A 24826-nucleotide genomic window follows, 5' to 3' on the forward strand; every position below is an offset into this window, starting at 1 on the left:
GCTCCCAGGCTCGTCGAGCGAGGCCCCCGCAGGCTCTTCGAGCAGCCCCCCAAAGGCTGGTTGAGCGAGCGCAGCGAGTCGAAACCACCCGACACCCCCACTACGTTCCGGACGGCTCAACCGGCAGGCAGGGCCGACCTCTACCTCAGCGCGCGCAGACCCGCGGCGATGAACTCGGCGGTGGCTTCGGCGGCGCGTTCGGCGCCCGCCGATCCGGACGAGCCTCCGGAGAGCGCTCGGTGCGTGATCCCCTCCGCGATGACGCCGAGTTTCAGATTCGCCAGGGCGAGGTAGAAGGCCCAGTCGCCCAGGTCGGCACCGGTCGCGGCGACGTAGCGCTCGGCCAGTCCGTCCGCATCGGGGTACCGGTCACTCGTCCACGCCGCATCGAATCCGAGAACCGACGAGAACACCGGCTCGCGGTACACGCACATCAGCGCGATGTCGGTGATCGGATCGCCGAGCGCGGACAGTTCCCAGTCGACGACCGCGGCGACGGTGCCCGGGTCACCGGGAGCCAGGATGGTGTTGTCGATCCGGAAGTCGCCGTGGACGATCGAGTTCCGGGTCCGCGCCGGCACCCGCTCGGAGAGCGCCGTCGCCAGGCGCTCCACGTCGTCGAGCTCACGCGTCTTGACCAGCGCCCATTGACGAGCCCACAGCTTGACCTGCCGGCCGGCGAATCCGTCCGGCCTGCCGAAATCGCCCAGGCCCACTGCTTCGTAGTCGACGGAATGCAGAGCCGCGAGTGTCCGCACCAGTGCGTCGGCGCTCGCGGTCACCTCGGCGTCGGAGAGTGTCGCGAGGTCGTCCACCGAGCGGATCACGGCGCCGTCGACGAACTCTACGACGGTGCACGGAGCACCGATGTACTCGCCGTCACGGTCGATCGCGACGGTCCGCGGCACCGGCACATCGGTCGCCGCCAGCGCCGAGGTCACGTTCCATTCACGATTCATGTCGTGCGCCGACGGTGTGAGCCCGCCCATCGGGGGCCGTCGAACAACCCAGTGACTGCCGTCGTCGCGGACGTCGAAGGTCAGGTTCGACCGTCCACCGCCGATCAAGTCGATCCGCAACTCACCCACGACATCGATACCGTTCGCCGCCAACAGCTTTCGCAGGCTCTCAGCGCCCAGACCGGGATGATCCGCCGTCACCTCGTCGCCTCACGAGCCCTGCGTGCGCGTCCGACCGCCCGCCTCGCGATGGCCCACCGGTGGACTTCGCTGGGGCCGTCGTAGATCCGGAACGGTCGTAGCTCCGCGGCGAGACGCGCCAGCGGAAGGTCTTCTGAGACTCCGAGGCCTCCGCACATCTGCACGGCCCGGTCGGCGACGCGCGAGAACGCCTCCGCACCGAAGGTCTTCGCGATCGACGTCGAGTCAGAGGCGTGCTCGTCGAGATCGAGTTCGTAGCAGGCCCGGACCAGCAGCGCCCGCGCCGCGGCGAGGTCGATCTCGTTATCGGCGATCATCTGCTGAATCATGCCGAGGTCGGCGAGTCGCCCGCCGAAGCCTTCGCGCTGCTCGACGTAGTCGACGGCGATCCGGTGCGCGCGCACCGCGGTGCCCATCCAGCGCATCACGTGAGTCATGCGCGCCGGGCCGAGCCGCACCTGCGCGTACCGGTAACCCTCGTGCGGGGCGCCGAGGACGTCCTCGTCGGGTACGAAGACATCGGTGAAACCGACCACGCAGTGCCCGCCGATCATCGACTTGTCAGTGGTGTGGATGTGCCGCTCCACCTCGATGCCCGCGGTGTGCGCGGGTGCGAGGAACATGGTCGCACCACCGCGGTCGCCCCGTTGCCCGACGGTGCGGGCCATGATGATGAAGAATCCGGCACCGTCGGCTCCAGTGATGAACTGCTTGCGGCCTTTGATCTTCCATCCGCCGGCGACCCTCTCCGCCGTCGTCGACAGGGCGTTCGGGTCGGAGCCTGCGCCGGGGGCGGGTTCGGTCATCGCGAACGCGCTGCGCACCTCGCCGGTGGCGAGCGGCGCCAGGTACTTGTCCTTCTGTTCCGACGTGGCGATGTGCGCGAGCATGTGCACGTTGCCCTCATCCGGTGCACCGATGTGCAGTGCGACGGGCCCGAACGTCGAAGCTCCCGCGGCCTCGAACACCGGTGCGCGGTCGCTCATGTTGAGGCCCAGTCCGCCGAACTCCACCGGCGCGTGCGGCGCGAAGACGCCCGCGGCCTTGGCTTTCGCGTTCAGTTCCCGGCGCAGGTCGTCGCCGCCGGCCGCGGCGACGTCGCCCGCGAAACGGTTCTCGATGGGGAGAACTTCCTCGGCGATGAACGCCGAGGTCCGTTCGACGAGGTCGCGCACCTGCGCGCTGTATGCGAGATCGACAGCCATCTGAGCCTCCGTGTTCATACCGAGCGAACGTTCGGTCAGGGCTAGGTTGTCATGCGGCCCCGCACGACGTCAAGCATTCGGCGATCGCCCCTCAGCCCGCCACATGTCCGACGATCGACCGGGCGAACACCAGGTTCTGAGCGATCAACTCGTCGGCGCTCATCGGCCCGTCGACTCGATACCACGTGGAGACACCGACGCACATCGTCGCGACCGCCCGGGCCGCACCCTTCGGCGCATCCGTCGTGAACGCGCCGGACACCACGCCGTCCTCGACCACCTCGTCGACCATCCGCTGCTGCCGGATCCGGTGACCGATGTAGACGCGGTGGTACTCGGGATCGAGACTGCGAAGCTCGGTGGATCCGACGAACGCCTGCTCACGCCGGTACATGTGGAATCGCAGGAGCGACTCCACCACGGCGTCGAAGCGCGCCAGCGGATCGTCGCCCGCGGCGGCCAGCGCCTCCTCCGACCGGCGAAGGAGGTCGGACATCGTCAATTCGAGCAGCCCCTGGAGCAGCGACTGCTTGGACGGATAGTGGTGGTAGAGCCCCGGGACCGACAACCCCGCACGCGCGGCGATGTCGCGGACCGAGGTGCCGTGATAGCCGTGCTCGACGAACGCGTCGAGCGCCGCGGCCAACGGCGCCGGAAGGTCGGGCTCGCCGTAGTCACGCCAGTTCGTCATGCACTCAACTTAGCCGGGCCCCAGACGCATCCGCGGCGCGACTCTCGGGAAGCAGCATCCGGACGCAGATGTCGACGAGCGCCGGGCGGTCGAGATCGATCAGCCCCTCCGTCCACGACGCGAGCAGCCGGCCGAGGCCGCCCACCTGGAAATGCGCCGCGGCGAGAGTCTGCTGACCTCCGCTGACGTTCGCGACCGCGGGCGCACTCTGGAAGGTGAGTTCGGTGAAGATCTTCAGCATCTCGAGGCGTTTGCGCACCAGCACCGGACTGCGCAGGGTGTCGGAGAAGATCACCCTCCCCTTCCGCGGGTCGCCCTCGATGACGTCGACGATCGCCTCGACGGCACCGACGACCTTCCCCCGCGCACTCGAGCCGGCATTGAAACCGGCCAGTGCGCGGTCGGCGATCTGCTCGATGATCATGTCGAACGCGGCGCCGACCAGCGTGTCCGCGTTCTCGAAGCTCTCGTAGAAGTAGCGCGGCGTGAGCGACGCGCGGGCACAGATGCCGCGGACGGTGACGGCTCCCGGCTCGGACTCGGAGAGCATGTGGAGTGCGGCGTCGATGAGGGCGGCACGACGGCGGGCCACCCGGGCGTCGCCGGATTCGCCGCCGTAATCGCGCAGCCCTCCCGGAGCGTCGTCGGATTCAGTCACGACACACATCTTGACACCTCGGCCACGCGGGCGTTGAATCAAAGGGGAAACAGTCGTTATCAGTTCATCCGCCCGGGAGGCGAACATGACCGCGGAAGCACTCGATCCTTCAGTCGCGGAACGTCATTCGAAGCGGAGTGAACTCGATGCGCAGACCGTCGACGACCTCGACATGCTCGGCCTGGCTCTGCTCGCGGGCCCGGCGAACGTCATCATGCAGTTGGCCGTCCCCGCGGTCGGATACGGCGTCTACGAGAGCAAGGTGGAGTCGGGCAACCTCTTCAAGGTCCCGGTGAAGCGAACCCGGACCACACTCACCTACCTCGCCGTCGCGGCGATGGGCACCGCGGACGACCGCCGTCGGTACCGGCAGGCGGTGAACAAGGCGCACGTCCAGGTGCGCTCCACCGACGACAGCCCGGTGAAGTACAACGCCTTCGATCCCGAATTGCAGCTGTGGGTGGCGGCATGTCTGTATCGCGGGTGGGAGGACACCCAGCGATTCTTCGGCGATCCGTCGAAGATCACCGAGGACGCCTACCGCCAGGGCGCGGTGATGGGAACCACCCTGCAGATGCCGCCGGAGATGTGGCCCGCCACCCGAGCCGACTTCGAGGCCTACTGGAACGAGACGGTCGAGGGCATCGAGATCGACGACACCATCCGCGACTACCTGTTGAAGATTGTGCGGATGGAGTTTCTTCCGCGTCCGGTTTCGCTGATGGCGGGCTGGTGGTCGGAGGCCATGACCCTCGGCTTCCTGCCGCCCGAGTTCCGCAAGAAGATGGGCGTGCGGATGTCGCGACGGCAGGAACTGCTCTTCAACACCCACAACGCGATCGCCCGGCGCGTCCTCCGGATCCTGCCCCGCCCGCTGACCGCCTTCCCGTTCAACCTGCTGCTCGCCGACGTCCGGTGGCGGATGCGGACCGGCCGGCCGCTGGTCTGACCCGCCGGCCGGTCCGCGTCAGCCGAGGTGCTTGAGAGCGCTGCGGTCCAGGTCGGCGACGTCCCGGTGGCCCGACAGTCCCAGCGTCAGATCGAGTTCGCCGATGATGTTCGCCACCGCGTCGCGGGCTCCGGCCGTGCCGTCGAGTGCGAGTCCGTACATGTGCGGCCGCCCGATGCACACCGCGTCCGCTCCCAGCGCCAGCCCCTTGAACACGTCCGACCCGGTGTAGAAGCCGGAGTCGACGAGGACCTTCGCGCGGCCGTCGACGGCGTCGACCACGTCCACCAGCGCGTCGGTCGAGGAGATGGAGCCGTCGACCTGCCGACCGCCGTGATTGGAGACGATGAGGCCGTCGATTCCGGAGTCGACCGCCTGGCGAGCGTCGTCCGGATGAAGGATCCCCTTGAGGACGATCGGCAGCGAGGTGCGGTCGCGCAGGGTCGCGATGTCGTCCCAGTTCAGTGACGGGCGGGAGTAGATGTCGAGGAAGGTCTGCACCGCCGCGCGCGGTTCGGGTGCGGTCAGGTTGGTGCGGAGGTCGCCGGGTACGTTGCGGGCGATCGAGAACAGGGTCTTGATAGCGCCCACCGAGATCTCCGGCTTCTCCGCGGTGGCAGCCTTGATCCGCTCGGCGACGATCTCCCAGAACGACGGATCCGAGGTGTACTGGCTGATGCCCTCGGCGCGGGCGAAGGGCAGCGAACCGAGGTTGAGGTCCTGGGGCCGCCATCCGAGCATCGTGGTGTCGAGGGTGACGACCAGAGCCGCGGCGCCCATCCGCTCGGCGCGGTCGATCAGGCTGGTGACCAGGCGGTCGTCGGTCGACCAGTACAGCTGAAACCACCGCGGCGCGCCGGGTCGCACCGATTCCATCGCTGCCGCGACGTCTTCCATCGGCGCGCAGCCCTGATTGGAGAAGATGTACGGGACACCGAGTTCAGCGGCGGCCTCGCCGATGTGCACGTCGGCGTTCGGGTGGGCGAGGGCGCCCGCGCCGACCGGGGAGAACAGGACCGGTGCGCTGAGCTTCTGCCCGAAGAGTTCGATCTCGAGGTTGCGCTGCGAGGTGTCGCGCAGCGTGCGCGGCACGATCGCCCAGCGGTCGAGCGCGTCCCGGTTGGCCTCCATCGTTCGGCCCTCGCCCGCACCTCCGGCGATGTACGCCCAGCCGCGCCGGCTCATCACGGCCTTGGCGCGACGCTCCAGTTCCGCGAAATCCGCTGGGACCGTGGGTTTCCGCCCGTGTACCCCCGCGGTGTAGATGTCGTTCTGCCGAGCCCTGCCGAAGCCGATCGAAACCATGCGGCCATTGTTCCCCACAGACGGCTCCCGCACACCGGGCAGGCCGGATCGGCGGCTGTGCGGCGTCACCCCCGGACGAGGAAGAAGTAGAAGTGCCGGTCGCGGACCAGCGACGTCTTCCCGTTCATGATCCCCATCAGCGTCCGCTCGTCGACGCGCTTGAAATGGTCGATGACCGGCTGACCGTCGTAGACCATCGAGGCCGTCGACTCGCCTCGGAAACCGACCATCCACGCGCTCGCCTCGCCCTTGCCGATCTCGGTGTCGGAGTACAGCGAGCCGTCGTCGGCCACGCACACCATCGGCTTCACGTCGTGCCACGAGTGGAAGGTCTTCCCGTGCCACCTCACCGCGGCCAACCGGCCGTCCATCGGGTGCCCCGAGGGCAGTTCCCCACCCCGCCACGAGCCGATCAGCTCGTCCACCTGCACCACCGGAAGAGCGGCCCAGATCCGGTCGAGGTCGGCCGGGTCGCTCACCTCCTGAGATTCGGCACGACGGAAGAAATCGGCGACGGCTTCGTCGCGCGTCAGCTGAGACATGACTGCACTGTACGTCTCAAACTCCTGCTACGGAACCCGTCGACCGTCGTTCAGGCGAAGGTCATCTCCTCGGTCACGTCGTACTTGCGCGCGTCGATCGCGTCCAGAACCAGGTTGTGGCGCACCTGCCAGGGTGCACGGTCGCCCGCCTTCGGCAGTCGGGCCCCGGCGCGCCGCACATAGCCCGAGTCGAGTTCGAGCAACGGGTGCGTCTGAGGCTTCGCGCCGTGCAGGGACGGCACCGCGCGGGTGTACCCGTGCCGGCGCATGTACGCCAGCAGTTCGGCGACCGCCTGACTGGTGAGGTCCACCCGCAGCGTCCACGAGGCGTTGGTGTACCCGACCGACCACGCGAGGTTGGGAACGTCGTTCAGCATGTATCCGCGGTAGGCGTACTTGTCGCCCGCCTCGAAGTGCTCGCCGTCCACCGACAGTGAGGCGCCGCCGAAGGTCACCAGGTCCAGGCCGGTCGCGGTGACGATGATGTCGGCCTCCAGATGACGGCCCGAGTCGAGGTCGATGCCGGTGGGAGTGATCTGCTTGATGGTGTCGGTGACGACGTCGGCGTCGCCGGCCTTGACGGCGCGGTACAGATCGCCGTCGGGGATCACACACAGTCGCTGGTCCCACGGCTCGTACTTGGGCCGGAAATGAGTGTCGACGTCGAATCCCTTGGGCAGCATCGACTTCGCGATCCGCCGCATGAGCCGCCGCGAGAGCTTGGGGAAGCTCCGGCAGAACAGGTACAGGCCGAGGGTGATGAAGGCGTTCCGCCACCGGATCACATCGTGCGCGAGCTGCGGCGTCAGCACCCGCTGCAGCAGCTTCGTCATCCCGTCCTCCCACGGGTACGGGAACATGTAGGTCGGCGAGCGTTGCAGCATGGTCACGCTGCCTGCGGTCGGCGCCATCGCCGGAATGAGCGTGACCGCGGTGGCTCCGGAACCGATGACGACCACCTTCTTGCCCGCGTAGTCCAGATCCTCGGGCCAGAACTGCGGATGCACGAAGGTCCCGGTGAACGTCTCCTCGCCGGGGAAGTCGGGCCGATACGGGGCGTCGTACTTGTAGTAACCGGTGCACATGTAGAGGAAGCGGGTGACGATCGTCTGCGGCACCCCGCCGATCAGCGCGTCCACGGTCCACAGGTCGGTCGAGGTGTCGAAGTCGGCGCCGGTCACGTCGACGTCGAAGGTGATGTGGTCGTAGATGCCGAAGTCGCGGGCGGTCTGCTCGAGGTAGTCGCGGATCTGGTCGCCTTCGGCGATCGTCCGCGAGCCTCGCCACGGGTTCCAGGGAAAGCTGAGGGTGAAGATGTCGGAGTCCGAACGCACGCCCGGGTACCGGAACAGATCCCAGGTGCCGCCGATCCGCGACCGACGCTCCACGATCCGGTAGTCCAGCCCCGGATTCCGATCCCGGAGCCGGTAGGCGGCATCGATTCCGGACAGTCCCGCTCCGACGATCAGCACGTCGAGCGGCTGGTCAGTCGACCCGCCACGCTGCGCATCAGCCATTTCCGCCATCCTCCATCACCCGAGCGACATCTATGATGTGCATCACTGTACAGATCGGTGTCCCGCAGAGATTTCGGCTCCCGGAACGGCCTGAGAGACCGTTCCGGGAGCCAAAGTTTTCAGGCCGACTTCTTCTTGGCGGCCTTCTTGGCCGGAGCCTTCTTCGCCGCCTTCTTCGCGGGCGGTTTCTCGTCCTCGACCTCCCGGCCGCGGCTCTTGACCGACGCCCGCAGCGCCGCGAGAAGGTCCGCGACCTCCGAGTCGTCGTCGGGCGCTTCCTCTTCGGTCTCCGAGAATGCCTGGCCACCGTCGGCTCGCGCCTCGATGAGCTTTCCGAGCTCCACCTGATAGGTGTCCTCGAACTGGCTGGGGTCGAAGTCCGAGGCCATCGTCTCGATGAGCGACGACGCCATGTCCAGTTCCTGATCGCGGATCTCGACGTCGGCGTTCAGGAAGTCGAAGTCCGGTACCCGGACCTCGTCCGGCCACAGCAGCGTCTGCAGGGTCATCACGCCGTCGATGACCCGCAGCGCTGCCAGCCGTGTCCGGTTCCGGAGCGTGAAATTCGCAATGGCGAGACGCTCGGTGGTCTCCAGCGCCTTCGCGAGCAGCACATACGCCTTCGGCGACTTGGACGCCGGCTCCAGGTAGTACGGCTTGTCGAAGTAGATCGGGTCCACCTGGTCGATCGGCACGAACTCGAGGATCGAGATCTCCGGGCTCTTGTTGACCGGCAGGGTCGCGAGGTCTTCCTTGGTCAGCACCACCTGCTCGCCGCTCTCGGACTCGTAGGCGTTGGCGATCTTGGAGAACTCGACCTCGGTATCGGTGCCCTCGCGCACCCGCCGATACCGGATCCGGGCCCCGTCGGCGGAATCGACCTGATGCGAACTGCGGTCGTGGCTCTCCGTGGCGGAGTACACCTTGACCGGCACGTTCACCAGACCAAAGCTCAGATCACCTCTCCAGATCGAGCGCATGTCCGTCATTGTGCCAGGAAAGAGAGCCGAGAGGCAGGTGTGCGCGTGGACAATGGTCTCCTATGACGCGATCGCATCTCGACGTGGACGGGCGCAGGATTGTGCTGACCAACCTCGAGAAGGTGTTGTATCCGGAGACCGGGACCCGCAAGTTCGACGTCGTCGACTACTACATCCGGATCGCTGACGCGATGGTGCCGCACATGGCCTCGCGCCCGGTGACCCGCAAACGCTGGCCGGGCGGAGTCGAGTCGGCGCCGTTCTTCGAGAAGACCCTCCCCGCAGGCGCACCCGACTGGGTGGCCCGCTTCACGATCGAGCACTCCGAGCGCCGGACGGTGTACCCGGTGGTCCGGTCGGCTGCCGATCTGGTGTGGCTGGCCCAGGTGGCCGCGCTGGAGCTCCACGTGCCGCAGTGGCGCATCGACCTGTCCGACGACGAGGAGCGCCGCACCGACCGCATCGTGCTCGACCTCGATCCCGGGCCCGGCGTGACACTGGACGACTGCGCCGCCGTGGCCCTCGACATCCGCGCCATGCTGACCGACGCCGGTCTCGAGTCGTTCCCGGTCACCAGCGGTTCCAAGGGGATTCACGTCTACGGGCGCCTCGCATCGCCCGTGCGGTCCGAATCGGCGCGCACCGTGGCCCGCCAGATCGCGACCGCCCTGGCGCAGGCGCACCCCCGCACCGTCACCGCGACCATGGCGAAAGCCGAGCGCGAGCGCCGGGTCTTCATCGACTGGAGCCAGAACACCGCCGCCAAGACGACACTCGCGCCGTACTCGCTGCGTGGACGCGAGCGGCCGTGGGTCGCGGCGCCGCGGTCGTGGGACGAACTGTCCGAGTCCGGACTCGCCCATCTGCTCTGCACCGAGGTCCTCGACCGCTACGAGAACGACGGCGATCTGCTCGCCGGACTGTCGGAGGCGAGCCCGCCGGTCCAGACGACCACCGTTCCCGGCGACGCGGTCGTCGACCTCGGCGAGTATCGGAAGAAACGGTCCTCACGCTCTCGGAGGGAGAGCGTCGCGCCGCCTCCGCGAGAGAGTGCGCCCGCCCGCGACAGCGAGGTCGACGATCCGCTGCCCGGTCTCGTCGGACTCCGCCCGATGCTCGCCACCGACGACCCGATCGAGTCCCTGACCGACGACTGGGCGTACGAGGGCAAGTGGGACGGTTTCCGGGCACTGATCAGGGTGGTGGGCGGCCGGGTCCGGTTGATCTCGAGGTCGGGCAACGACCTCACCGGCGACTTCCCGGAACTGTCCGTGTTCGGTGACCTCCTGGTCTCCGGCGGCCGACCGGTCGACGCCGTGCTCGACGGTGAGATCGTCGCGATCAACGACGCCGGGCTCACCGACTTCTCGCTGCTCGCATCGCGGAGGCGCAGAGCCGAGCCGCACGAGCTCCGGGTGCACCTCTTCGACGTCCTGTACCTGGACGGCGTCCGAGTGTGGGAGCAGCCGTGGGAGGTGCGGCGCGAGATCCTGGAGTCCCTCGACTACTTCGACGGCGAACCGCTGATCGATGTGCCGCCGCTGCTTCCCGGGCCGGCGGAGACCGCGATCCGCACCGCACGGGACCGGGGGTGGGAAGGGGTCATCGCGAAACGGCGGGCTTCGTCCTACGCGAGCGGACGCCGCAGCCCCGACTGGCGCAAACAGAAGAACTGGAACGACATCGAAGTGGTGATCGGCGGCTATCGGCCCGGTCGCGGCTCCGAGTCGAAGATCGGATCACTGCTGGTCGGCCTGCCCGCCGAGCGCGGCCTGCGCTACCTCGGCCGGGTGGGCACCGGTTTCAGCGACGCCGAACTCGACGCACTGCTCGAAGAACTCCGGCCCCTGCGGATCAGCATGTGCCCGTTCATCGACGACATCGACAAGCCCGTCGCGGGCAGCGCGACGTGGGTGCTGCCGAAGATCGTCGCGGACGTGCAGTTCATGGACTGGACGTCAACGGGGCACCTGCGCCATCCGAGTTGGCGCGGAATCCGCCGTGACAAGCTGCCGGGCGACCTGTGAGCGCTCTCAGGACTCGCTGAGCAGAACCGCGATCGTCCCCTCCTCGAGAGCGTCGAAGATGTGCTCGATGTCGCCGGGATAGTTCACGTAGTCGCCGGGCGACAGTTCCACGGGCGCCTCCGTCGGCCCCACCGACGCCCGGCCCGAGCAGAGCACGACGTGTTCGACGACTCCTCTGGCGTGCGGTTCGGAGACTCGGGGACGGCCGGGCTCGGCGCGGATCAGATAGGCGTCGCGGCGCGTGCCGTGCCGCGCCGCTGACAGCAGGGTGGCGCTGTAGTGATCGGCCTCGCCGGCGGAGATCGTCGCACCCTCGCCCAGCCGGATCACTTCGACGGTCGGACGAGGCGCGTCGACCAACGCCGAGAACTGGATTCCGAGTGCGACGCTGAGTGCCCACAGCGTCTCCACGCTGGGGTTTCCCTCCCCGGACTCCAGCTGTGACAGAGTCGACTTCCCGATTCCGGCACGGCGCGCGAGTTCGGCCAAGGAGATGCCCGCCCGCGCCCGCTCTCTCTTCAGTGCCGCCGCGACGAGTTTCTGCGGACTCACATCGTTCGACAGAGCGGACGAACGTTCATTTTGACGAACCTCTTCCATAGGTTCATCATAGTGGACATGCGTTCATCATGGAGAACACTCGTGCGGCGCGCGCCCCGCGAGATCATCGCCATCGCGTTCTCCCTCTGGATCGTCGGCGTCTCGTACGGCGCCGCCGCACACGGGATCGGCATGGCATGGTGGCAGGTCCTGCTGATGGCCTGCGTCGTACTCGCCGGATCGTCCGAGTTCGTCTTCGTGTCGGTGGTGGCCGGCGGCGGGCTGCCCGTGGTCGGCGCACTGGCCGGCCTGCTGGTGAACCTGCGCAATTTCTCGTACGGGCTCTCCGCCGGCCGATTCCTCCGGGACGACCGATCGGCATACGCCGCAGCCCACATGGTGAACGACGAGACCGCCGTCTACTCGGCCGGTCACCGCGATGTGACGGCCGCACGGTCGGCCTTCGTGATCTGCGGAACCGCGGTCGTCATCGCATGGCCACTCGGCGCGCTCACCGGTGCGATGGTCGGGCAGGTGATCGCCTCGCCCGAGACGCTCGGGCTGGACGCCGCCTTCCCCGCTCTGCTCATCGCCCTGGCGCTTCCCGCACTGCGCGACCGGGAGACGCGTTGGGCGGCCCTGTTCGGCGGGACCATCGCGCTGGCGACGGCGGGCTTCGTGGCCGCCGGACTGCCGATTGTGCTGGCGTTGTTCGGAATTCCGCTCGGGCTGATGGTGACCGGCCGCCCGCGCGTTGACCGGAGTCGCGAGCCGGAGAGCGTGCCGTCGTGACCGGCTGGGAGTTCGCCTGCGGCGTCGCGATCCTCGCCGGAGGGACCTATCTGATCCGGGTCGCCGGCGTGCGGCTGCGCAGCCGGATCACCGTCTCACCGGCGGTGGAGACCCTGCTGGAACGGTCGACGATGATCCTGTTGATCGCCGTCGGTCTCACCGGCGCCCTGTTCGCCGGCACCGAATTGAGCGATCCCGCCCGTCCGATCGGAGTCGCAGCCGGTGCGGTGGCGGCCCTGCTGCGCGCGCCGCTGGCCGTCGTGATCGTCGTCGCGGCAGCGACCACCGCGGCACTGCGACTGGTGCTGTGACGGCGGGTCACTCCAGGACGAAAACCGGAATCTGACGGTCGGTGTTCTGCTGGTACTCGCCGTACGGCGGGAATGCCTCGACCGCCAGCTTCCACCAGTGCTCGCGCTCCTCGCCGGAGACCTCGCGCGCAGTGAGGTGGAAGACCTCCGTGCCGTCCTGCACGGTGACCTCGGGGTGTGCCTTCACGTTGTAGTACCAGGACGGGTTCGACGGCGCGCCGCCCTTGGACGCCACCATCGCGTACTTGCCGTTCTCCTCGACCCGCATGAGCGGGACATACCGCTGCTTGCCGGACTTGGCGCCGAGCGTGGTGAACAGCACCACTCTCATGCCGTTGATGTCCGCGACGTCGGTCGTGCCCGCGGCCAGGATCTTCTCGGTCTGATCGCGCACCCAGTCGGTGGGGCTCAGTTCGGGGGAATCACTCATGGTCCCGATGGTAGGGCGATCGCCCGCGGCAGGGCGTCGACATCGGCAGGTTCGACCGACTCGACGTTTGAGAGCCGCATGGACGGGGTATCCCGGCACTGCATGTCCGCCGCAGCACAGCTGGAGGGAGTTCGCCATGACAGTGCACCATCACGACCCCGACCTGAGCGGACGGGCCGTCGCGTTCCTGGTCGCGCCGGAGGGCGCCGAGGAGCGCGAACTCACCGACCCGTGGCAGGCCGTGCGCGAGGCCGGTGGCACTCCGACTCTCGTGTCGACCGTCGGCGGAACGGTACAGACTTTCCGCCACCTGGACCGCGCCGCCTCATACCCGGTCGACGAGGTGGTCGAGAATCTCGACTCCACGGATTTCGATGCGCTGGTGCTTCCCGGCGGTGTCGCGAATCCGGATTATCTGCGGACCGTTCCCGGCGCTGTCGAGTTCGCGGCGCGGTTCCTGGAGTCGGGCCGCCCCGTCGCCGCGATCTGCCACGCGCCGTGGCTGCTCATCGAGACGGGTCTGATCGGGGGTCGCCGGCTCACCGCCTGGCCCAGCCTCCGAACCGACGTGCGCAACGCGGGCGCCACGTGGGAGGACGGGCCGGTGGTGGTGTGCGACTCGGGCCCGGGTCCGTTGATCACCAGCCGGGCGCCGGACGATCTGCCCGCCTTCGACGAGGCTCTGCTGCACCGGTTCTCGGTCGCGGCCACGGGCCGGCCCTGATGCCTTTCGTTCAAGGAGGTTCACATGAGACGCAGCGAATCCACGCCGGGAGGAGGCCCGCCCATGACCGGAGACCATCTGAGCGCCGCGACCGTTCGTCCACTGAAGGCGCTCGGGCTGATCGGCTACGGGCTGCTCCTGATCGCCCTGGTGCTGATCGCCGTGACCTTGACCACCGCGGCGGCCGACGACGCGCTCGCACCGTGGATCGTGGCGACGGTGGTCTGCGCTGTGGCCGCGGTCGGATGCCTCGGTTGGTCGCGGGTGAGGTTGCGGTCCCATCGCGCGCTCGACCGTCCCCAGCACGACCCGCTCATCCCGGAGACGACGGCCGAGGAGGCCGACGAGTACGAGCACCTGCATCATCCACGCGGCCGCCGCAGGAGGGCATGATCGCCGAGCGATCACCCGCCCGTGCGACGGCCGACCCGACAGACGAGGAGGCACCATGTCACTCATCAACACCCATCAGCCGGAGATCGGCGGTCTCTCGCACACCGAGTCCGATGCACTGATCTCGATCCTGCAGCACCGGCTCAGTTCCCTGATCGATCTGCATCTCACGCTCAAGCATGTTCACTGGAACGTGGTGGGCCCCAACTTCATCGGAGTCCACGAGATGCTCGACCCGCAGACCGCCACGGTCCGCGGATTCGCCGACGTGCTCGCTGAACGCATCGCGACGCTGGGCGGCTCGCCGAGCGGGACATCGGCGGGTATCACGAAGAATCGCGACTGGGACGATTACGATCTCGGCCGCGACACCGTCCAGGCGCATCTCGCGGCCCTCGACCTCGTCTACACCGGGGTCGTCAAGTCCCATCGCGACGCCATCGCCGAGGCGGGGATGATCGATCCGATCACCGAGGACGTCCTCATCGGCCAGACGCGCGAACTCGAGCAGTTCCAGTGGTTCCTGCGCGCCCATCTGGAAGACCGTTCCGGCGAACTGGCACACGCGGGGTCGCATACCGAACTCGGCGCCGCCGACGCAGCTCGCTGAGGAGGTCGCTCGCTCAGCAGCTCGGTAGAAACGAGACAGAGGCACATGAATCGGCGGCGCTGCTCGGGCAGCGCCGCCGATTTCGCTGGTTCATCTCGCTGGTTCCGGAAGCCGGACTGCGATCTGGCGAAACGCGTCCAGTGACCTCAGACGAGCCTCGCGCGCAGCAACTTCTTGCCCATCTCTGCGCCCTTGAGGCTGTCGCTCTGCGCCTTCGTGAACAACTCCACCGTCTCGTGGTCGCCGTCGCGCTCGGCGTCGGCGATGAAAGTGTCCATCCGAAGCGCGTTCGACAGGCACTTCTCCACGTACCAGATCAAGTTGTACGTCTTGTCGCGTGTTCCGGTCACTTCCCCGGACTCGGTGCTTGCAGACATGCCGCGTCCTCCCTTCACATAGTCGGTATTCGTCCGTCCGGAAGCGAACTCCGTTCCGGACATCGATCGGGTTCCCGATCGCCGAGGCCCCGAAACATGGGCCCGGGCGGCGGATACGCTGGCCGAATGTCACCCCGCCGCCGAAGGCTCACAATCTGGCTCGCAGTCGTCGTCGTGCTCCTGGGCGGCGCGACCGCCGTGGCCGTCCACGAAGGCGCAGTGGGTTTCGTCCGGACCTGGTGGAACAACCGCGACCGCGCCTATCCGGACCTGGACACCACTGCTCTCGGCCCCACGCAGAAGCGCATCGTCACCGTCACCCGCGCGGAGTTCGACGCCCAGCCGCCGGGCACCAAGTACTCCGAAGGGGTCGACGAGGAGTGGTGCGCCGACTTCGTCAGCTGGGTGATGCGCGAGTCGGGCGTGCCCTTCGAGAATCCGTTCTCCGGGCACTGGCGGATCCCGGGGGTGTACACCCTGACCGAGTACTTCCAGTCGCAGGGACGTTTCCGCGCCGCAGACTCGGGTTACCGTCCCGTTCTGGGCGACGTGATGCTCTACTCCACGAAGAGCTTCTTCCGTCAGCACACCAACATCGTGCTCGACTACTCCGACGGGGAGGTCACCACCGTCGGAGGCAATGAGTGGGGCGGACACGTGAAGGTGAACCGATTCCGGATCGGCGGATACGTCGGACTGGTCGGCTACGGCGTCCTGCCGTCGAAGCGCGCGGCCGAGTGACGGTGTCATCGACCACGCGCCTCGACGATCAGACCGGGACGAACTCGGAGATCTTCCAGGAGTCGCCGTCCTTCGTCAGGTCCACCCGGACGCGGCTGCCGTCCAGGCGCGGACCCTCCATCCCCTTGCTGGTGGTGGTCTGATTGACGAAGAGCAGGACGGTCACCGCATCGGCCTTCGCGGACACCACCGATGCTTCGACGACCTCGGCCTTGGTGACGATGTCATCGCGTTTGGCCGCCGGCTGGATGACCGAGGCGCCCAACTCGGTGTACTCGGTGAGGAACTTGCCGGTCAGCAGGGTCTTGGCCGCCTCGGGAAACGCCTGATCGATCGTGCGGTAGTCGTAGCTGAGCAGTTGCGGGACGTCGCGACGGGCCGACGCGAGCGCCGACTGGCCGGCCGCGACGTCGGCGTCGGCACTCGCCGCGGCCCACCACACGTAGCCGAGCGTCCCGGTGCCGGCGATCGTCACCGCGGCCAGGACGCCGACGACGATCCGGCGCATGCGCACCGTCAGGCCCGCGGGCCACAACAGCACGCGGTGCAGCAGTCGTCGGCGCGTACCCGTCTCGGCGACGTCCGGTTCCCGACCGGCCGGCTCGGTCGCCGCTTCGGTCGCCGCTTCAGTCGTCGTCATGACACGAACTCCACATTCCCGACTTTCCAGTCGTCGCCCTGCCGTTCGAGGTCCACCAGCATCCGGTAGACGCGTTGCTGCCCGTCGGGCGCCTCGGTGTTCTTCACCACCGAGCTGACCGCCGCCAGGACCTTCGCCGAGTCGTCGTCGGCTTCGACGATCCCGGCCTCCTTCACCGCGCCCGTGGAGCGGACCTCGCCGGACGCCAGCACCTGTTCGAAGGACGTGGCCAGCTGGCCGAACTGCTTCTGGAACGAGCCGGTCGCCACCGCTGAGATCCGGTCCAGATCGGCCTTGGACCGCTTGTAGTCCAGACTCACCAACCCCGCGACCACCTCGCGTGTCACATCGAGGACCTGGGCATCGCGGCTCTGGTCCCGTCTCGCGTGGTACAGATCGACGCCCTTGACTCCCAGCATCGTCAGCACGACCGCGGCGGCGATCACCAGCGACCACACCACGACCACCGCCGAACGCCGCGACTGAGCCCCGGGCGCCGGCTGCCCGCCATCGGACTGCCCGTCATCCTCCTCGTGGTCGGCGTCTACCACTTGATCAGCAACGACTGCCATGTCGCGTTCCCCTTTCCGGATGCTGTGCTGGTGGGCGTGCCGACGAAGTAGGTCACCCCGTCGGGTCCTCGGAATCCGCCCGTCTTCTCCGAGTAGGGAATCGGCCTGCTCGCCGCCGCGGACGTGCGCCGGCGCGGGCTCGGCGGGTCGCCTGCGCTCGCCGAATGCGGCCGCGCGAGCATCTCGGGCCACGTCGAGGGCAGCCCGCGCGGACAGTCGGCGACGAGTGCGGTCCGCACCGAGAGGTCGGTCGCACACGGCACGTTCCGGGCGCCGCGCGCCACCTTGGGGTTGGCGGCGAGGACGTCGCAGTACTGGTCCGGGACCACCGGGACCTCGCGCATATCCGACGGATCGCGGCGCTGCGTGCGGCCGTAGCCCTCCGTGCACGGCGGCGGGTTCAGCGTGTTGCCCAGCTTCACGTCGAGCGGTGCCTGCGGGCTCTCCCCCAGCGCGAAGTCCTTGACCGAGTACAGCGTTCCCGACGTGAACGCCGGGTACACGGTCAGGATGTGGCGCAGGCCCGGCACATTGACCCGCAGCACCTGTCCCACCGTCTGCAGGTTCGCGAGCAGGGTCGGCAGCGTCGGCGTGAGTTCGCCCAGGGTGGTCGACACCTCGTCGGCGGCTGCGGGGGCGTCTTCGAGCAGGGTCCGGATCCGGCCGTCGCTCATGGCGAGCTGGTCGGTGAACGAGGCCAGGTCGGCCACCGACGACCGCAGGTCGGCGGCCACCTTGTTGCCGGTGCGCAGCAGCGGATCCGCGTCGCCGATCAGCGTGGTCGTCGGCACGAGGTCGATCTGGGCGAGCCGCAGCAGTTGCTGCGACGAGTCGATCAGGCGGGCCAGCCGGTCCCCGGACTGCCCGAAGCCGTCGGAGACCGCGTCGATCGTGGTCTCCAGATTCTGCGGTGACAGCGCCGCCACCAGATTCATCGTCCGGCCCAGCACGTCCTTGGTCGGGGTCGGCGTCACATTGCCGGCGGCCGGCAGGACGTCGCCGTCCTCGAGCGACGGACCGTCTGCGGAGCGCGGAATGAGGTCGACGTACTGCTCGCCGACCGCCGACTGACTCCTGATGTGCGCGGAACTGTCGCGCGGGACCTTGCGGTCGGAGTCGATGCGCAAGGTGACCCGCACCGGAGCCGACGGGTTCGCCAGATCCAGGTCGACGCTGTCGACTCGTCCCACGGTGACGCCGCGATAGGTGACCAGTCCGCTCTCGTACACCCCGCCCGCGGCACCGAACTCGGCGACCACCCGATAGGTGCCGAGACCGGTGACCCGCCCGATGCCGATGTAGGTGATCGCTCCGTAGACCACGCTCACCACGGTGAGCAGAGCGAACACGATCAGCTGCCATTTGACCAGGCGCGTGAGTCTCATCGCCGGCCTCCCTTCGGCGCCGCGAACGGCGCACGCAGCGGGTCGGCCGCCTGTCGGGACAGCATCATCTTCTCCACATCGATCTTCGGCAGGCTGCCGATCACCTTGTCCCGGATGGCGCCGACCGACAGGTCGAGCGTGAGGAACAGATTCTGGAAGTCGCCCTTCATTCCCTTGTCGATCGTGGTGACCGGAAAGGGAATCGTCAGACCGACGAGCAGCGAACCGACCAGGTCGTCGCCGGACTGCTCGAGTCCGTTCAGGGCGGGCCGCAGTTCGGAGACGATCGCGGTCAGATCGTCATGGCTCCGGGAGAGCACCGAGGACACCTTCTCACCGAAGGTTCCGACGCGGCCCAGCATCGTCGTGAGGTTCTCCCGCTGGTCGGCGAGGACGGTGAGCGCCGGCTCGAGTCCGTCGATTCCCGCGGCGATCGTCGAGTTCTGATCGGCGAGCGAACCGCTGAGCCGACCGAGCGCGTCGATCGCCCGACCGATGTCGTCACGCTGCTCGTTGAGCCGGGTCACGAGCGTCTTGAGTCGGCCGATCGCCTCGTTCGCCGTGGCCGTCCGGCCGTCGGTAGCGGTGTTGAGTTCGGTCATGATCGACCTGAGTTGTTCGAGTCCGCTCCCGTTGAGGACGAGAGACAGCGCCGCGAGCACCGACTCGGTTGACGGGTAGGCCGACGACGAGTTCACGTCGATCGTGTCGCCGGGCAGCAGGTGGCCCGCGGCCGGCCGCTCCGGGCGAACGAATTCGAGGTACTGGGCACCGAGAACCGAGGTCTGGGCCAGCTTCACCGTGGCGTTCGAAGGGATCTCGACGCCTTCGGACAGATCGACCTCCACGGCGGCGACCGATCGGACCACCGAGATCGATCCGATCTGTCCGACCGTCACGTTGTCGTACTTCACCAGCGAGTTCGACACGAGGTTCTGCACATCGGCCAGGTGCACCGTGACGCGGTACGGGTCGCCGGTGATCGCGTCACCGGGCAGGGACAGCGAGTTCGCGCCGTCGAACCGGCAGCCGGTGAGTGCCGTCGACACCACCGCCAGGAGTGCGGCCAGCACTGCCGTGATCCGGGTGCGCCTCATCACCGGCCTCCCGTCTGGGTCGACGCGCGCGCGAGCTCAGAGGTGAGGACGCGAGTCAGTGTGGTGTTCACCTTCTGGCACTCCTTCTTGGGTGCGTCGACCGTGGTCAGCAGCGCACAGATCAGCGAGACGGGGTCCGGGAAGTCCGCGATCGCCAGCCCGGCGGTCAGCGAGTTCGAGTCCGGGTCGTAGATGTTGTAGAGATTCGACAGGGCAGTCGGCGCCGTGTGGAGGATCTGGGCCAGATCGTCCTCGCGGTCGACGAGCAACCGCGAGACCCGGGTCAGCTCCTTGACGTCGGAGCTCAGCGCGTCGCGGTTCTCCGACAGGTACTCGCGCAGATCCGGAACCATGCCGTTGAGCGCACCGACCGCGGCGTCGAGCTGGGTTCGATTGTCGTCCAGCAGTGCCGACGCGTCGTTGAGCTGTGCCGAGAAGGACACGATCTGATCGTCGGAGGCGCGCAGCGCGGTCACCACCTTCTGCAGGTTCCGCACCGTGCCGAACAGGTCCGGACCGCCGGCCGCGAGGGTGCTCGCCGCATCCGAGAGCGCATCGACCGCATGCCGGAGCGACTGTCCGTTGTCGCCGAGGACCGACGCGGAGGTGTCCACGAACCGGCTGAGCGTGCCCTTCTGATCGTCCGCGGTGGGGCCGAGCTGAGCGGCGAGATCGGTCACCTGCTTCTTGATCTCGTCGTACCCGACCGGCACCGCGGTCCGCGTGAGACCGACGACCGCGCCGTCGGCCAGCGCGGCCCCGCGCGAGGCCTCCGGATCGAGCGGTTCCGGATTGACGAACTGGACGTACCGTCCCGACACCAGGGTCGGCGAGACGATCGCCGCGCGGGCCGATGCCGAGACGAAGACCGAGTCGTCGTAGGAGACCTCGACGGTCACATCGCTCGGCGCGGGTGCCACCGATTCGACCGTCCCGATCGCCACGCCGCGCATCTTGACCGGATCGCCGGGGAACAGCCCGGTGGCGTCGGTGAAGTGCAGTGTGGCCCGCGCGGTGTGGGTGCGTTCCCAGACCACGGACACCGTCAAAGCCACCATCGCCGTCACGACGATGCCGATCACGATGAGCGCCGGGACGCCCAGCCTTCTGACTGCGTTCATCGTCCGCCTCCCGGGCTGCCCGGCTGCTGTCCGCGCAGGTTCGCCGGCGTGATGTTCTCGAGCAGTACGGCGAAGAACGGTCCGCTGCCGAGGACGTCGGTGAACTGCATGACGTACGGACGCATGCCGGCGATCGACTTGTCGAGGTTGGTGTAGTTCGCGTTCAACGTGTCGGTGACCTTCCGGAGCTCCTCGAGCATGGGCGGCGTCGAAGTGCGGTTCTCGACCGTGACCCGCTCGATCTCATCGGCGACGCCGCGCAGGCTGACGAGCACCCGGCGGATGACTGCGGCGCGGTCGTTCAGTGCCGCGAAGAGCGCATCGCCGTCGTCGATCAGCCGGGTCAGGTTTCCCTTCCGCTCGGCGAGGACGCCCGAGAGCGAATCGGTGTGCTGCAGCAGGGTGCGGATCCCCGCGTCGCGGCGCGAGACGGTCCGAGCGGCGTCGGCGACGTTCTCCAGCGAACCGCCGAGATCGTCCGGGAGCCCCTTCAGCACCTGGCTCAGGCTCTGCACCGCATCGGTCACCTGCTTCTTGTCGGTGTCGCCTACCTGCTCGGTGAGCTGGTTCAGCGAATCGGTCAGGTCGAATCCCGAGGTGGTGCGCGAACGCGGGATGCGGTCGCCGAGTTCACCGCTCCCGCCGGTCGTCAGTTCCACGTAGCGACGGCCGAGCGCGGTCTCCACCTTGATCGCGGCACGCGTCTGCGAGCCGAGATCCCGCCACCCCTGTGTGAGCCGGAGCCCGACGTCGACGTGGTCGTCCGCCAGGGAGATCGACGTGACGCTGCCTGCGGCGACGCCGGCCACGTGCACCTCGTCGTCGACGTTGAGGCCGCTGGCGTCGGCGAATTCGGCGACGACGGTGGTGGTGCCCGGCCAGAACGGCAGCGACCGATAGTTGAAGGCCAGCGCGAGGACCACCAGGATCGCCGCGGTGCCGATGATCCCGGCCCGGACGGCACGGGAGGAGTCGTCAGGTCTCATCATTTACACCTCTGAGCGGGGACTTGGATCATCGGAGTGTCCTGGTGCCCGCCGTCGAGCGTCGGGTACCGGATGGCCAGACCGCACACGAAGAAGTTGACGAAGCTGCCGTAGCCGGAGGACCGGCCGAGCAATCGGTAGGCCTCGGGCAGCTTGTTCAGGAGCATGTTGATCGTCGTGGTGTTCTTGTTGAGGTTCGCCGCCAGCCCGCGCAGGTGCGCGATGTCCGCGGTCAGATCCGGCCGGACCTGCGACAGCAGGCTGTCGAGCTGCGAGGTCGCCGAGTCGATGTGCGTGAGACCGTCCATGATGGTCGTGCGGTCCGCGGCGAGCCCCGAGACCAGTCGCTGCATCTGGCCGATCATCGAGCTGAACGCGGCCTTCCGTTCGTCGACCGTGCCGAGCACGGTGTTGAGGTCGGTCACCACCGAACCGATGGTCGCGTCGCGGTCGGCGATGGTCTTGCCGAGTTGCCCGAGCTGGGTGATGACCTCGCCGATGTCGTCGGTGCGGCCGTTGAGGACCGACACCAGGGCCGCCGAGAGGCGATTGGTCTGGTCCGGGTCCACGCCGGTGAGCAGCGGCTTGAAGCCGTTGACCAGGGCGTCCATGTCCAGGGCCGGTCGCGTGTGCGCCACCGGGATGACCGACCCCTCCGGCCGCTCCGGCGCCACGGGCGTCGACGGCGTCTTCAGCTCCACATAGCGATCGCCGATCAAGTTCTTGTACTTGATGCTCACGTCGGTCGCCTCGGTGACGGCGATGTCGGAGTCGACGTCCATGGCGATCTCGGCGCCGAGGCCCGGTCCGGTGCTCTCCTCGCGCACCACCGTCACATCGGTCACCTTGCCGACGACGACTCCCGCGAGCTTCACATCGTCTCCGGTGCGCAGTCCGGAGGCTGAGGTGAACACCGCCCGGTACGACTTCGTCGGACCGAACCGGAGGTCGCCGACGATGACGAACAGCACTCCGGTGATCAGTGCGCTGACGAGCAGGAAGATGCCCAGCTTGATCGCGGGCCCGGTCACGTTCATCGAGTCATTCCGTAGATCATGGAGGCGAACGGGTTGCCGATGACGTCCTCCGGGGTCTTCACATCGCGGTAGGCGTGACTGCCGTCGTCGAAGTCCACATGTCCCGGGGCCTTTGCTCCGGGCCCGCGCGGATACCCGTAACAACTGGGGCCCGAGGCACCGGCGTTGGTGCGCGGGGCGTCGACTCCCGGACGGTAGGGCGGATCGCCCATGATGAGCGTGCCCACGATGTCCAGGCCCGCGCGGGCCCCGCCGAAGGCGCGCTCCAAGTACTTGCGCCCGAGGTTGAGTCCGGAGAGGAAGCACGGGAGGATCGGGCCGTAATCGCCGAGGACCTGCGTCGGCGGCGCGAGCGCTTCGGCCGCCTTCACCAGCGGCGTCCCCGCACCGGTCAGGAACCGGTCGCCGGTGTTCCCGAACCGCGTGAAGCTCAGCAGGAACGCGGTCAGCTCGGTCTGCTCGTCGACGACGGTCTTCGAGGTGACGGTCAGATTCCGCACCGTCGTCATCAGGTCGGGTGTCATCGCGGCGAACGTCTCGAGATTGTCGGCGCCGAGTCGGAGGTCGCGCTGCAGGGTCGGCAGCGATCCGTTGAACGTGGCCAGGTAGCGGTTCACATCATCGATGACGGCGCCGAGTTTTCCGCCGCGGTCGACGGTACCCGTCTGCACCGCGGCCAGCGTCGCGTTCACTCGGGCCGGATCGACTCGGTTGAGGATCTTGACCAGCAGGTCGAAGGTGTCGAAGACCTCGACCGGAGTCTTCGACGTGTCGATCGTCGAGCCCTCGGTCAACCTGCCGGCAGCCGGAGCGGACGGGATCGACAGCGCGACGTACTTGCGCCCGAAGAGGGTCGTCGGCTCCATTTCGGCCAGCACGTTGGTCGGCAGCTCGCCGGTCACGCCGGAGTCGATCTCCATGCGGATCCGCGCCTTCTCGTCGGCGACGGTGACTTCGGACACTCGCCCGACGACCACGCCGTGGAGTTTCACGTCCGATCCGGGGAGCAGCAGGAGTCCGGCCCGCGGGGCATTGAGGTAGACGGTCTTGGTGTTCTGGAAGTCGCCGCGGTACGACATCAGCGCGAGGACGACGAGAGCGACGACGACGGCCGCCGCGGTGAAGGCGTACAGCAGGTGGCGGACGCGGGAGTGTTCGATCATCCGGACACCCGCACCGTCGCGTGAACGCCGCCGTAGAGCGCGATGCCGACGACGAAGTCGACGACCATGATGATGATCAGCGAGGTCCGTACGGCGTGGCCGACCGCCACCCCGACCCCGGCCGGTCCGCCGCTCGCGTTGTAGCCGTAGTAGCAGTGCACGGCCATCACCGCCACCGCCATCACGATGACCTTCAGCAGCGAGATCGCCACGTCACTGGGCTGCAGGAACAACTGGAAGTAGTGGTCGTAGGTGCCGGGCGACTGATCGGAGAGGAAGACGCTGACGAACTTGGTCGCCGCGTATCCGGTGAACAGTGCGATGGCGTAGAGCGGAATGATCGCGACCAGACCGGCGGCGATTCGCGTCGAGACCAGGTACGGCAGGGACTGGACCGACATGACCTCGAGGGCGTCGATCTCCTCGCTCACCCGCATGGCCCCGAGCTGCGCGGTGAAACCCGAGCCGACCGTGGCCGTCAACGCGACTCCGGCGATCACCGGGATCGCTTCGCGGGTGTTGAAGAAGGCCGAGATGAAGCCGGACATCGCCTCGACACCGACGCGTCCGAGTGAACTCGAGCCCTGTTGGCCCACCTCGTAGCCCGCGGCCGCGGTCAGGAAGCCGATGATGACGACGGTGCCGCCGATCACCGCGAGGGCGCCCGCGCCGAGCGAGACCTCCGCCAGCAGACGAATCGTCTCCCGGCGGTAGTGGGTGAAGGCGCGCGGTACCGCGCGCAACGACGCGCCGTAGAACGCCAGTTGACGTCCCAAGCGGTCGGCGGGCGTCAGGAGCCGCCCCGGCGCCAGCCGTTCGAACCGTGCGCGAGAGGGTTCCCGCGTTGGTGCACTCGTCATGATGATGTGGTCC

General features: G+C 67.9%; 28 protein-coding genes. 8 read left to right on the forward strand and 20 right to left on the reverse strand.

What is annotated here, in order from left to right:
- Positions 1-140 precede the first annotated feature (140 nt).
- The 4 genes from GSI01S_RS12070 to GSI01S_RS12085 form a co-directional block, all read right to left on the reverse strand.
- Complete coding sequence (locus tag GSI01S_RS12070; protein ID WP_006896843.1) at positions 141-1160, reverse strand: phosphotransferase family protein; 1020 nt, start codon at positions 1158-1160, stop codon at positions 141-143.
- Positions 1157-2365: an acyl-CoA dehydrogenase family protein gene (locus tag GSI01S_RS12075; protein ID WP_039867641.1), complete on the reverse strand. Its 1209-nt coding sequence runs from the start codon at positions 2363-2365 to the stop codon at positions 1157-1159. Before GSI01S_RS12075 ends, GSI01S_RS12070 begins: the two co-directional genes overlap by 4 nt.
- A 91-nt stretch (positions 2366-2456) precedes the next feature.
- Positions 2457-3056 (reverse strand): TetR/AcrR family transcriptional regulator, encoded by a 600-nt coding sequence (locus GSI01S_RS12080; protein WP_006896845.1) that lies wholly within the window; start codon positions 3054-3056, stop codon positions 2457-2459.
- A gap of 4 nt (positions 3057-3060) precedes the next feature.
- Complete coding sequence (locus GSI01S_RS12085; RefSeq protein ID WP_006896846.1) at positions 3061-3723, reverse strand: TetR/AcrR family transcriptional regulator; 663 nt, start codon at positions 3721-3723, stop codon at positions 3061-3063.
- A 76-nt stretch (positions 3724-3799) separates the two neighbouring features.
- Here GSI01S_RS12085 and GSI01S_RS12090 point away from each other — a divergent pair, with 76 nt between their 5' ends.
- Positions 3800-4663, forward strand: a complete 864-nt coding sequence (locus GSI01S_RS12090; protein WP_006896847.1) for an oxygenase MpaB family protein — start codon at positions 3800-3802, stop codon at positions 4661-4663.
- A gap of 18 nt (positions 4664-4681) precedes the next feature.
- Here GSI01S_RS12090 and GSI01S_RS12095 read toward each other — a convergent pair whose 3' ends face one another.
- From GSI01S_RS12095 to ku, 4 genes are all read right to left on the reverse strand, one after another.
- Entirely contained in the window at positions 4682-5968 is a 1287-nt protein-coding gene (locus tag GSI01S_RS12095) for an alpha-hydroxy-acid oxidizing protein (protein ID WP_006896848.1), read from the reverse strand.
- 65 nt (positions 5969-6033) lie between these two features.
- A complete protein-coding gene (locus GSI01S_RS12100; RefSeq protein ID WP_006896849.1) occupies positions 6034-6510 on the reverse strand; it encodes a DUF4334 domain-containing protein in 477 nt (158 codons plus the stop codon).
- A 50-nt stretch (positions 6511-6560) separates the two neighbouring features.
- Positions 6561-8027: a flavin-containing monooxygenase gene (locus GSI01S_RS12105; RefSeq protein ID WP_006896850.1), complete on the reverse strand. Its 1467-nt coding sequence runs from the start codon at positions 8025-8027 to the stop codon at positions 6561-6563.
- Between the two features lie 119 nt (positions 8028-8146).
- Positions 8147-9007, reverse strand: a complete 861-nt coding sequence (gene ku, locus GSI01S_RS12110; RefSeq protein ID WP_006896851.1) for a non-homologous end joining protein Ku — start codon at positions 9005-9007, stop codon at positions 8147-8149.
- Positions 9008-9069: 62 nt separating this feature from the next.
- Here ku and ligD point away from each other — a divergent pair, with 62 nt between their 5' ends.
- Positions 9070-11034, forward strand: coding sequence for a non-homologous end-joining DNA ligase (gene ligD / locus GSI01S_RS12115; RefSeq protein ID WP_006896852.1), 1965 nt, complete (start codon positions 9070-9072; stop codon positions 11032-11034).
- Positions 11035-11040: 6 nt separating this feature from the next.
- Here ligD and GSI01S_RS12120 read toward each other — a convergent pair whose 3' ends face one another.
- Complete coding sequence (locus GSI01S_RS12120; protein ID WP_006896853.1) at positions 11041-11634, reverse strand: helix-turn-helix domain-containing protein; 594 nt, start codon at positions 11632-11634, stop codon at positions 11041-11043.
- Positions 11635-11652: 18 nt separating this feature from the next.
- Here GSI01S_RS12120 and GSI01S_RS12125 point away from each other — a divergent pair, with 18 nt between their 5' ends.
- Both GSI01S_RS12125 and GSI01S_RS12130 read left to right on the forward strand, forming a co-directional pair.
- A complete protein-coding gene (locus GSI01S_RS12125) occupies positions 11653-12366 on the forward strand; it encodes an AzlC family ABC transporter permease (protein ID WP_039867626.1) in 714 nt (237 codons plus the stop codon).
- Complete coding sequence (locus tag GSI01S_RS12130) at positions 12363-12677, forward strand: AzlD domain-containing protein (RefSeq protein ID WP_006896855.1); 315 nt, start codon at positions 12363-12365, stop codon at positions 12675-12677. The genes GSI01S_RS12125 and GSI01S_RS12130 overlap by 4 nt, the downstream gene beginning before the upstream one ends.
- 7 nt (positions 12678-12684) lie before the next feature.
- Here GSI01S_RS12130 and GSI01S_RS12135 read toward each other — a convergent pair whose 3' ends face one another.
- Positions 12685-13107, reverse strand: coding sequence for a nitroreductase family deazaflavin-dependent oxidoreductase (locus GSI01S_RS12135; protein WP_006896856.1), 423 nt, complete (start codon positions 13105-13107; stop codon positions 12685-12687).
- A gap of 136 nt (positions 13108-13243) precedes the next feature.
- Here GSI01S_RS12135 and GSI01S_RS12140 point away from each other — a divergent pair, with 136 nt between their 5' ends.
- From GSI01S_RS12140 to dps, 3 genes are all read left to right on the forward strand, one after another.
- Positions 13244-13831, forward strand: a complete 588-nt coding sequence (locus tag GSI01S_RS12140; RefSeq protein ID WP_006896857.1) for a type 1 glutamine amidotransferase domain-containing protein — start codon at positions 13244-13246, stop codon at positions 13829-13831.
- A gap of 63 nt (positions 13832-13894) precedes the next feature.
- Positions 13895-14224, forward strand: coding sequence for a hypothetical protein (locus GSI01S_RS12145; RefSeq protein WP_006896858.1), 330 nt, complete (start codon positions 13895-13897; stop codon positions 14222-14224).
- Positions 14225-14279: 55 nt separating this feature from the next.
- Complete coding sequence (gene dps, locus GSI01S_RS12150; protein WP_006896859.1) at positions 14280-14834, forward strand: DNA starvation/stationary phase protection protein Dps; 555 nt, start codon at positions 14280-14282, stop codon at positions 14832-14834.
- A 146-nt stretch (positions 14835-14980) separates the two neighbouring features.
- On the opposite strand, the gene GSI01S_RS12155 is transcribed toward dps, so the two are convergent.
- Positions 14981-15211, reverse strand: a complete 231-nt coding sequence (locus GSI01S_RS12155; protein WP_006896860.1) for a hypothetical protein — start codon at positions 15209-15211, stop codon at positions 14981-14983.
- Positions 15212-15337: 126 nt separating this feature from the next.
- Here GSI01S_RS12155 and GSI01S_RS12160 point away from each other — a divergent pair, with 126 nt between their 5' ends.
- Positions 15338-15952: a CHAP domain-containing protein gene (locus GSI01S_RS12160; RefSeq protein WP_006896861.1), complete on the forward strand. Its 615-nt coding sequence runs from the start codon at positions 15338-15340 to the stop codon at positions 15950-15952.
- 28 nt (positions 15953-15980) lie between these two features.
- On the opposite strand, the gene GSI01S_RS12165 is transcribed toward GSI01S_RS12160, so the two are convergent.
- The 9 genes from GSI01S_RS12165 to GSI01S_RS12205 are packed head-to-tail and all read right to left on the reverse strand — an operon-like array spanning position 15981 to position 24813.
- Complete coding sequence (locus GSI01S_RS12165) at positions 15981-16592, reverse strand: hypothetical protein (RefSeq protein WP_006896862.1); 612 nt, start codon at positions 16590-16592, stop codon at positions 15981-15983.
- Entirely contained in the window at positions 16589-17164 is a 576-nt protein-coding gene (locus GSI01S_RS12170) for an Rv1363c family protein (RefSeq protein ID WP_039867627.1), read from the reverse strand. The genes GSI01S_RS12165 and GSI01S_RS12170 overlap by 4 nt, the downstream gene beginning before the upstream one ends.
- Positions 17137-18549: an MlaD family protein gene (locus GSI01S_RS12175; RefSeq protein WP_006896864.1), complete on the reverse strand. Its 1413-nt coding sequence runs from the start codon at positions 18547-18549 to the stop codon at positions 17137-17139. Before GSI01S_RS12175 ends, GSI01S_RS12170 begins: the two co-directional genes overlap by 28 nt.
- On the reverse strand, positions 18546-19646 hold the full coding sequence (locus GSI01S_RS12180) for an MCE family protein (RefSeq protein WP_006896865.1): 1101 nt from the start codon (positions 19644-19646) through the stop codon (positions 18546-18548). The genes GSI01S_RS12175 and GSI01S_RS12180 overlap by 4 nt, the downstream gene beginning before the upstream one ends.
- Positions 19646-20767, reverse strand: coding sequence for an MCE family protein (locus tag GSI01S_RS12185; RefSeq protein WP_006896866.1), 1122 nt, complete (start codon positions 20765-20767; stop codon positions 19646-19648). Before GSI01S_RS12185 ends, GSI01S_RS12180 begins: the two co-directional genes overlap by 1 nt.
- On the reverse strand, positions 20764-21756 hold the full coding sequence (locus tag GSI01S_RS12190; protein WP_006896867.1) for an MCE family protein: 993 nt from the start codon (positions 21754-21756) through the stop codon (positions 20764-20766). The genes GSI01S_RS12185 and GSI01S_RS12190 overlap by 4 nt, the downstream gene beginning before the upstream one ends.
- A complete protein-coding gene (locus tag GSI01S_RS12195) occupies positions 21753-22790 on the reverse strand; it encodes an MCE family protein (protein WP_006896868.1) in 1038 nt (345 codons plus the stop codon). The genes GSI01S_RS12190 and GSI01S_RS12195 overlap by 4 nt, the downstream gene beginning before the upstream one ends.
- Positions 22787-23953, reverse strand: coding sequence for an MCE family protein (locus GSI01S_RS12200; RefSeq protein WP_006896869.1), 1167 nt, complete (start codon positions 23951-23953; stop codon positions 22787-22789). The genes GSI01S_RS12195 and GSI01S_RS12200 overlap by 4 nt, the downstream gene beginning before the upstream one ends.
- Entirely contained in the window at positions 23950-24813 is an 864-nt protein-coding gene (locus GSI01S_RS12205) for an MlaE family ABC transporter permease (RefSeq protein WP_006896870.1), read from the reverse strand. Before GSI01S_RS12205 ends, GSI01S_RS12200 begins: the two co-directional genes overlap by 4 nt.
- Positions 24814-24826: the final 13 nt, after the last annotated feature.

The sequence above is a fragment of the Gordonia sihwensis NBRC 108236 genome (assembly GCF_000333035.1).
Lineage (GTDB): Bacteria > Actinomycetota > Actinomycetes > Mycobacteriales > Mycobacteriaceae > Gordonia > Gordonia sihwensis.